This window comes from Serratia sp. (in: enterobacteria), from assembly GCF_046715635.1.
Classification (GTDB): domain Bacteria; phylum Pseudomonadota; class Gammaproteobacteria; order Enterobacterales; family Enterobacteriaceae; genus Chania.
On the sequence record NZ_JBKJYW010000463.1, the window covers coordinates 1 to 8614 of the forward strand.

Here is an 8614-nt window from a genome sequence, read left to right on the forward strand (position 1 = left end):
GCTGATATCACTCAGTTTTTCTCCACCGTAGAAGGTTCTCTCACGGTGTTTTGCGACTCAGCTCGCATTTTTGCGTTATATGTAACCCTTTCCAGCCACAATCTCAACATTTTTTTCTTGCAATGCGGTTACTTTACAAACGGTATAATTTTACATTGTGCAAACATATCGCTCAAACACCTAAAGCAGGTTAAATCAATAATCTTTTGATTTAAAACAACATTAGGTCAATTATCCGCAATGAAAAAGCCCCCACGACCAGCGGGTTGCACCTCTGGCCACCAGGGAAAATAACGTCGCCAGATTTAACAATAAAACTACAGTTCGTTTGGTTGCCGTTTAGTTAGCCTGCCTATATTTAGCAACAAAATTAAGCTTGCAGGAGGGGAAAACGGAGTTTAGCTGCGTTTATCCAGGTCTCCCTCACCCCAACACTCTCCCCAAGGAGAGGGAGTTGGCCCGGAGCTGTAAACAGGTGCAGGAGCCAGTCTGTGGTGCCTTCAGTAGCATCAGGGCGGAAGTCAGGTACAGGACTTAACATATGACATATTAGGTCCCCCTCTCCATTTGGGGTCGGGAGTCAGTCCGGTGTGTGTGGTTGGGTTCAGGCGTAAAGTTGTGGCACATTCGTTGGAAGAACCAAGGTGAACTCAGTAACGATAAACAGCTCGATCGGTCCCCTCTCACTAAAGGAGAGGGTTAGTTAGGGTGAGGGGTAATCAGGCAGGGTTATTGCGCGGACGGCTGGCATAAAAATAGAACAGCACCGCAACGATGCTGCACAGCGCCATCGATGAAACCATCGGCCACGCGCTCTTACCTGGGGCCAAGGACAGTATTGCCCCGACCAGCGCGCCAATGCTAAAGCGCAACGTTCCGGCCAGCGAAGAGGCGGTTCCCGCCATATGTGGGAAATCGTCCAGGATCACCGCCATCGCGTTAGACGAGATCATGGCGATACAGCCGAGATAAACCGCCACCCCGAGCACCAAAGCCCAGAAACCCAGCCCGCTGGCGGTAACGACCAGCAACCATACGCCCATCGTCAATTGCACAAACAGCCCAAGGCGGAACATTTTCACCGCCCCCAGGCGGCGCACGTTGCGGCTATTGATCAGGGTCGTCAGGAACAGAAACACGATGTTCAGCGCAAAGTAATAGCCAAAATGCTGCGGTGAAACGTTATTCAGCTCGATATAGACAAACGGCCCGGCGCTGAGGAAAGAAAACATCCCGGCAAACGAGAAAGCACTGGCCAGCATATAGCTCAGCACGCGCTTGTGGCGGAACAATGAGCCGAAATTCCTGAGCGTGGTACGCAGGTGGAATTTTTGCCGCCGCTCCTTGGGCAACGTCTCCTTGATAAAGAACGCCACCAGTACCGAACCCAACAGCGCCGCAGCCCCCATGGTCCAGAAGATGGCATGCCAACTGAACCATAGCAGCAATACGCCACCGATCATCGGAGCCAGCAGTGGCGCAATGGTCATCACCAGGATCACGAACGACATCATGCGCGAGAACTCGTCCTTGGTGAACATGTCACGCATCAGGGCGTTGATCACCACGCTTGCCGCCGCTGCGGACAGCCCGTGCAGGAAGCGCAGGTTGATCAGTTGATCCACCGATTGGGCCATCGCACAGGCCCCGCCGGCGATAGCAAAAATCAGCGTGCCCCACAGGATCACCGGTTTGCGGCCAATGCTGTCGGACATCGGCCCATAGAACAGTTGGCCAACGGCAAAGCCCAGCATGTAGGCGCTGAGCGTCATCTGTACCCGGCCAGACTCCACGCCAAATTCCTGGGCGATTATCGGCATGCTGGGCAAGTACATATCGATCGCCAACGGCATCAGCATCGATAGCAGGCCCAGAATAAAGATCAAGCCGAGGTGAGAGGTCCGGTTCTGTTGCACGTTCAACGACTCCTTGGTCGGTGATAAAAATTAATCCAGCAGGTGCGGTGCGCCTACGCTGGCAATCTCTTCTTCGGTCAGCGGGCGATATTCCCCCGGTGCCAAGTCGTCATCCAGCACAATGGCGCCAATGCGCTCACGGTGCAATTCGATGACCCGGTTACCCACGGCGGCAAACATGCGCTTCACCTGATGGTAACGCCCTTCACTTATGGTGAGGCGCACCAGGGTATCTTCGATTTTTTCCAGCTTTGCGGGCTTGGTCAGATCTTTTTCGTTATGCAGCTGCACGCCTTGCGCGAATTGTTGAGCGGTATCGGCGGCCAACGGATGTTCCAACGTCACCAGATAGGTTTTCTCACACTGGTGGCGTGGTGAGGTGATGCGGTGCGACCACTGGCCGTCATCGGTCATCAGGACCAGGCCGGTGGTATCAATATCCAGCCGCCCTGCCGCATGCAGCTTGTACGCGACGGGCTCATCCAGGAAATAGAGCACGGTAGGATGATCCGGATCGTCGGTAGAGCACACGTAACCCTGTGGCTTATTGAGCATGAAGTAACGTGGCCCGTTCAGTTGTGACAGCACGTTGCCATCAAACCGCACTTCCTGTTCCGGAGCCAGCTTGAGCGCCCCGCTCTTGACCACTTCACCGTCTACGGTGACACGTTTTGCACGGAGTTCACGCGCTACCAGCGCACGGCTGATACCCAACTGCTGAGATAAAAACTTGTCCAGTCGCATTGAATCTGCTCTGCCTGTCGTTGTTATGATCGCATTGATCTGGTTGCTAAATATGACGCCCCGTTGTCGCACCAAGTGCAAAGAACAGGTTCGAAGAGGATGTACGCGTAGGGAAGCCGCTTAGTATAACGGCGTAAACGATGCCATAACAGGGGTAATTTCCATGCTTCTCGCACTACGTAGCCACAGAGGGCATAATAATAGAAATTTTTCCGCCGTCTGAGGAGCAAAATGTCACAATTTCAGTGGAATGTTACAGCCCACTTCAGCGAGCGGTACTAACGCATGGCTTTTACCCTACGCCCCTATCAGTTGGAAGCGGTCGACGCCACCATCAAGCATTTCCGCCAGCATCCTGAACCGGCCCTGATTGTGCTGCCAACCGGCGCGGGCAAAAGCCTGGTGATCGCCGAGCTGGCAAAACGCGCCCGTGGCCGGGTGTTAGTGCTGGCCCACGTTAAAGAGCTGGTGGCGCAAAACCATAGCAAATACTGCGCTTACGGACTGGAGGCCGACATCTTCGCCGCCGGGTTACAGCAAAAAGAGAGCAACGGCAAGGTGGTGTTCGGCAGCGTGCAATCGGTTGCACGTAATCTATCACTGTTCGACGGCGCATTTTCTCTGCTGATCGTCGACGAATGCCACCGCATCAGCGACGATAACGACAGCCAATACCAACAGATTATTCAACATCTGCAAAAAACCAACCCGCAACTGCGCCTGCTTGGCCTGACGGCTACCCCTTATCGGCTGGGTAAAGGCTGGATTTATCAATATCACTACCACGGTATCACCCGTGGCGACGGCAACAGCCTGTTTCGCGACTGCATTTATGAACTGCCGTTGCGCTATATGATTAAACACGGCTTTCTGGTGCCGCCAGAACGGCTGGATATGCCGATCGTGCAGTACGATTTCAGCCGCCTGGAGGCCAGAAGCAACGGCCTGTTCAGCGAAGTGGATCTTAACCGCGAGCTGAAACAGCAAAACCGCATTACGCCGCACATCATCAGCCAGATCGTCGAATACGCCGAAACCCGCAAAGGCGTGATGATTTTTGCCTCCACGGTGGAACATGCCCGTGAAGTGCATGGCCTGTTGCCAAATGGCGAGGCGGCGCTGGTCAGTGCCGAAACGCCACCAGGCGAACGTGACGCGCTGATCGAAGCCTTCAAGCAACAGCAATTGCGCTACCTGGTCAACGTGGCGGTGCTGACGACGGGGTTCGATGCGCCTCATGTCGATCTGATCGCTATTTTGCGGCCCACCGAGTCCGTCAGCCTGTATCAGCAAATCGTTGGGCGCGGTTTACGCCTAGCTCCAGGCAAGACCGACTGCCTGATCCTGGACTACGCTGGCAATCCCCACGATTTGTTCACGCCGGAAGTCGGTGTAAGCAAACCCCACTCAGACAGCCAGCCGGTGCAGGTATTTTGCCCTGGCTGCGGTTTCGCCAACCTGTTTTGGGGCAAATGTACCGAGAACGGCGACATCATCGAGCATTATGGCCGTCGCTGTCAGGGCTGGCTGGAAGATGATGAGGGACATCGCGAACAGTGTGACTATCGTTTCCGTTTCAAATGCTGCCCGCACTGCGGCGCAGAGAACGATATTGCGGCACGCCGCTGCCATCAGTGCCAGGAAGTATTGGTCGATCCGGACGATATGCTGAAAGCCGCGCTGAAGCTAAAGGATGCGCTAGTCCTGCGCTGCGGCGGAATGGAACTGCAAAGCGGCAAGGACGACAAAGGGGAATGGCTGAAAGCCACCTATTATGATGAAGATGGCACCAGCACCAGCGAACGTTTCCGCCTGCAAACGCCCGCGCAACGCAAGGCCTTCGAGATGCTGTTCCTGCGCCCGCACCAACGGGCACCTGGCGTTCCCTTCGGCTGGCAAAACGCGGCGGACATTCTGGCTCAGCAGGCGCTGTTACGCCATCCAGACTTCGTCGTCGCCCGCAAACGCGGCCAGTTCTGGCAGATACGTGAAAAAGTTTTTGATTATCAGGGCCGCTTCCGCCGTGCCAATGAGCTGTATTAGACCCGTGCGGCAGGTTTTCATTGCCCAGAGAGCGGCTTTCCGTTAAAATGCCGCCCGCTTTACCTGGGTTCGCCCAGTGTGAAAGCAGGTTATCGAGCCTGTTACTGGGTCGCCTGTAGCAGGGTAAATTTTCTTTTAAGAGAAAAAACAATGTTCACTATCAACGTACAAGTACGTAAAGACCAGGGTAAGGGTGCGAGCCGCCGCCTGCGTGCAGCAAACAAATTCCCAGCTATCATCTATGGTGGCGAAGAAGCTGCGATTGCTATCGAACTAGACCATGATTCTGTCAAGAACATGGAAGTTAAACCAGAATTCTACAGCGAAGCAGTAGTTTTGGTTGTCGACGGTAAAGAAACCAAAGTTAAGGTTCAGGCTGTACAGCGTCACCCGTTCAAGCCAAAACTGGCTCACATCGACTTCGTGCGCGTTTAATCGCCACGTTATCGATTTTCGGGACGCCGAAGTGAAAAACGCCGCAATTGCGGCGTTTTTTATTGGCCGCTACATGACCACGCAGGGGCTGTTAAACGGGCGCAGCATGCGGCGCCCCTGCGGTCGAACATGCTGCACCCGCTTCTTTTATTTTCCACCCGTGCGGCGTTGCAACTGATCGCGCAGATTCGGTGGCGTACCTCTGATCGTCAGGGTATCGGTGGCCGCATCCCAGAAAATACGCTCCCCCAGCAACATCGCATCAAAATTCAGGCTGATACCACCGCCGCTGCCGGCAAATTTGGTCAATTGACGTAACGTGCCGCGATCCGCCGGGAAGCTATCTTCCAGTTCGTAGCCCTGTTCGCTGGAAAACTGTAGAAAATCCTTCTCGCCCACCGGGGCTATCTCTTTCGACAACTCCTGCAGCTCGATCTCTTCACCAGCTTGCAACTGCTCATTACAGTAGCTGTAAACCTGCTGACGTACCGTCTGGCGTTCGTGTTTGCCTAGTTGGGCGTCGGCACAGTAATCATCCACCGCCTGTAACAAGCCACGGTTTTGCGCTTTGGTGTCCAGCCCTTCCGCCGCCGCCAGGAAATCCATAAAGAAATCGGAAACCTTGCGCCCTACCCGCCCTTTGAGGAATGTCAGATAGCGGGTCGATTGTGGGTTGGTTTCCCATTCGGTCAGATCGATACGCGCCACAATGTCCGCGTGGTTAATATCCAGATAGTGGGTGGTGCGGATATCCAACTCTTCATTGACACGCGTACTGTTGCAACTGTTCAGCACCGTGATCAGCAAGTATTCCACCGCCAGATAGCGGTAATGGGCGAACAGCACCACACCACCGTCGGCGAACGGATATTTGGCCAGTTCGTCGCGCAGACGGCCAGTGGCAGCACGGCTAAATGCGAGGAAGTCTTCATCACCTTTACGGCAGCGGCGCAACGCGTCCGCCAGTTCGCTCTGCTCGTTGAACAGGCCGTAAGCCTTACTCTTGGCGCTGTAAACGCGATGCAGCTCTGCCATCATCTCTTCCACCGCCGCATTGGTGGTAAGAAGGGAATCGCGCAGCACCACTTCTAACGTCTGCTCATCGCGTTTTACCAACTGGTGCAGTGCAATCTGCTCGATATCCAGACTCATGATCAATCCTCTTGTTCTTTGAGCACGTATTCAAGCACTGACGAAGCCGAAAGACAACGGGCATGGCAATACCTTAACGATCTTCACGCTATAAAAGAGCGGAAAAACACAGCCCTATACGGTAAGATATGGGACTTTGTCGAGCTTTGAGCACAATTTTTATGCCACAATCATCTCGTTACAGTGACGAACACGTTGAACAACTGCTCTCTGAGCTGGTCAACGTTTTGGAAAAACACCATACTCCTACCGATCTCTCTTTGATGGTACTGGGCAATATGGTAACCAATTTGATCAACACCAGCATCGCTCCCGCCCAGCGGAAGACACTGGCCAGATCCTTTGCTGAAGCCCTGCAGGCTTCTGTCCGTGAAGATAAAGCGCATTAATAATTACTTATGGTGACAAACCGTCAGCGTTATCGTGAAAAAGTCTCCCAGATGATTAGCTGGGGGCACTGGTTCGCCTTATTTAATATTCTGCTCAGTATCGGGTTGGGCAGCCGCTACCTGTTTGTTACCGACTGGCCGTCCTCACTGCTGGGGAGAGCCTATGCGTTGGTCAGCCTGATTGGGCAGTTCAGCTTTATTGTCTTTGCCGCCTACCTGCTGATCATCTTCCCGCTCACCTTTGTGGTGATGTCGCAGCGCCTGCTGCGATTTATTTCCGCGACGTTGGCCACCGCCGGGCTGACGTTGCTGCTGGTCGACAGCGAAGTCTTTACCCACTTCCACCTGCACCTTAATCCGGTGGTGTGGGAGTTGGTGATCAACCCAGATCAGAGTGAACTGGCGCGCGACTGGCAACTGGTATTTATCGCCGTACCGGTGATATTCCTGATCGAAATGCTGTTTGCCACCTGGAGCTGGCAGAAACTGCGCAGCCTGAACCGGCGCAACTTCGGTAAGCCGCTGGCGGTGCTGTTCATCTGTTCGTTCTTTGCTTCGCACCTGATTTATATCTGGGCGGATGCCAATTTCTATCGGCCGATCACCATGCAGCGCGCCAACCTACCCCTCTCTTACCCAATGACCGCGCGTAAATTCCTGGAAAAACACGGCCTGCTCGATCCGCAAGAATACGAGCGCCGCCTGATGCAACAGGGCAACCCAGAAGCGGCGGCCGTTGAATACCCGCTCAATAACCTGAACTACAGTGATAAAGGCAGCGGCTATAACCTGCTGATGATTGTGGTGAACGGTGTTCGTACTCAGGATCTGGCGCAGGATATGCCGGGCCTGAGCCGCTTTGCCCAGGAAAATATCCGCTTCAGCGACCATTACAGCTCCGGTAACCATGCGGACACTGGCCTGTTTGGCCTGTTTTACGGCATTTCGCCTACCTACCTGGATGGCATTCTGGCTGGGCGCAAACCAGCGGCGTTGATTAGCGCACTGAGCGATCAAGGTTATCAGTTCGGCCTGTTCTCTTCAGACGGTTTCAACGCTACGCTTTACCGCCAGGCGCTGTTGACCGATTTCTCGCTACCGCCTGAACCGTTCGTACAAAGCGATGCCGCCACCACTCATCAATGGCAAAGCTGGTTAGCCACTCAGAGCGGCAGTAGCCCTTGGTTCTCCTATATCAATTTCAGCGGAGCCAGGTTGCCAGAGGGCGATAATAAGCTCTCACCAGAGGCGTTTACCCAACGCTATCGCACCGGTGCTAAAGACGTCGATGCGCAGATTGAGCAGGTGCTGGCAACGCTGAAAGAAAAAGGCCTGCTGGATAAAACCGTGGTGGTGATCACCGCCGAGCACGGTATAGAGTTCAACGATACCGGCAAAGGCCACTGGGGTGCAGGCACCAGCTTTAACCGCAGCCAATTGCAGGTTCCGTTGATCATTCACTGGCCAGGTACGCCAGCACAGACCATCAACAAGCTGACCAATCATAACGATGTGATGCGTACGCTGATGCAACGTCTGCTGCATGTGAAAACACCGGCTAATGATTACTCGCAGGGCGAAGACCTGTTTGCCGCACAGCGTAAAAACAATTGGCTCGCCACCGGTAACGGCAGCCAGTTGGTGATCACCACGCCAACGCAGACGCTGACATTGGATGGCAATGGCAACTACCGCGCCTACGATCAGGACGATAACGAGATCAAAGACGAGAAACCTCAGTTAGCCTTGCTGTTACAGGTGCTGACCGATGTAAAACGCTTTATCGCCAACTAACTGCTTAAATCTAAAGCAATCGGTGAGGTAGCTGCTTGAATTTACATCTGAAAACGGTAGTATAGGGTTCTGCGTCGGCATGTAGCGCAGCCTGGTAGCGCACCGTCATGGGGTGTCGGGGGTCGGAGGTTCGAATCCTCT

General features: G+C 54.1%; 7 protein-coding genes. 4 read left to right on the top strand and 3 right to left on the bottom strand.

The annotated features are described in order from the left end of the window. Positions 1–719: 719 nt before the first annotated feature. Positions 720–1916, bottom strand: coding sequence for a Bcr/CflA family multidrug efflux MFS transporter (locus ACLQ7H_RS24015; protein WP_411754834.1), 1197 nt, complete (start codon positions 1914–1916; stop codon positions 720–722). Between the two features lie 30 nt (positions 1917–1946). Continuing rightward, the gene (gene rsuA / locus ACLQ7H_RS24020; protein ID WP_411754835.1) at positions 1947–2660 is read right to left on the bottom strand and encodes a 16S rRNA pseudouridine(516) synthase RsuA; all 714 of its coding nucleotides are present in this window, start codon (positions 2658–2660) and stop codon (positions 1947–1949) included. 285 nt (positions 2661–2945) lie between these two features. Here rsuA and ACLQ7H_RS24025 point away from each other — a divergent pair, with 285 nt between their 5' ends. Together ACLQ7H_RS24025 and rplY are read left to right on the top strand one after the other, a co-directional pair. Further along, complete coding sequence (locus ACLQ7H_RS24025) at positions 2946–4703, top strand: DEAD/DEAH box helicase (protein WP_411754836.1); 1758 nt, start codon at positions 2946–2948, stop codon at positions 4701–4703. Between the two features lie 150 nt (positions 4704–4853). Continuing rightward, entirely contained in the window at positions 4854–5138 is a 285-nt protein-coding gene (gene rplY / locus ACLQ7H_RS24030; RefSeq protein ID WP_024486231.1) for a 50S ribosomal protein L25, read from the top strand. A gap of 147 nt (positions 5139–5285) precedes the next feature. On the opposite strand, the gene yejK is transcribed toward rplY, so the two are convergent. After that, complete coding sequence (gene yejK, locus ACLQ7H_RS24035) at positions 5286–6290, bottom strand: nucleoid-associated protein YejK (protein WP_411754837.1); 1005 nt, start codon at positions 6288–6290, stop codon at positions 5286–5288. A gap of 161 nt (positions 6291–6451) precedes the next feature. On the opposite strand from yejK, the gene ACLQ7H_RS24040 reads away from it, so the two are divergent. Both ACLQ7H_RS24040 and yejM read left to right on the top strand, forming a co-directional pair. Further along, complete coding sequence (locus ACLQ7H_RS24040) at positions 6452–6679, top strand: YejL family protein (protein ID WP_037402352.1); 228 nt, start codon at positions 6452–6454, stop codon at positions 6677–6679. A 9-nt stretch (positions 6680–6688) separates the two neighbouring features. Next, positions 6689–8473 carry an LPS biosynthesis-modulating metalloenzyme YejM gene (yejM, locus tag ACLQ7H_RS24045; RefSeq protein ID WP_411754838.1) on the top strand — a complete coding sequence of 595 codons (1785 nt, stop codon included), beginning with the start codon at positions 6689–6691 and terminating at the stop codon, positions 8471–8473. Positions 8474–8614: the final 141 nt, after the last annotated feature.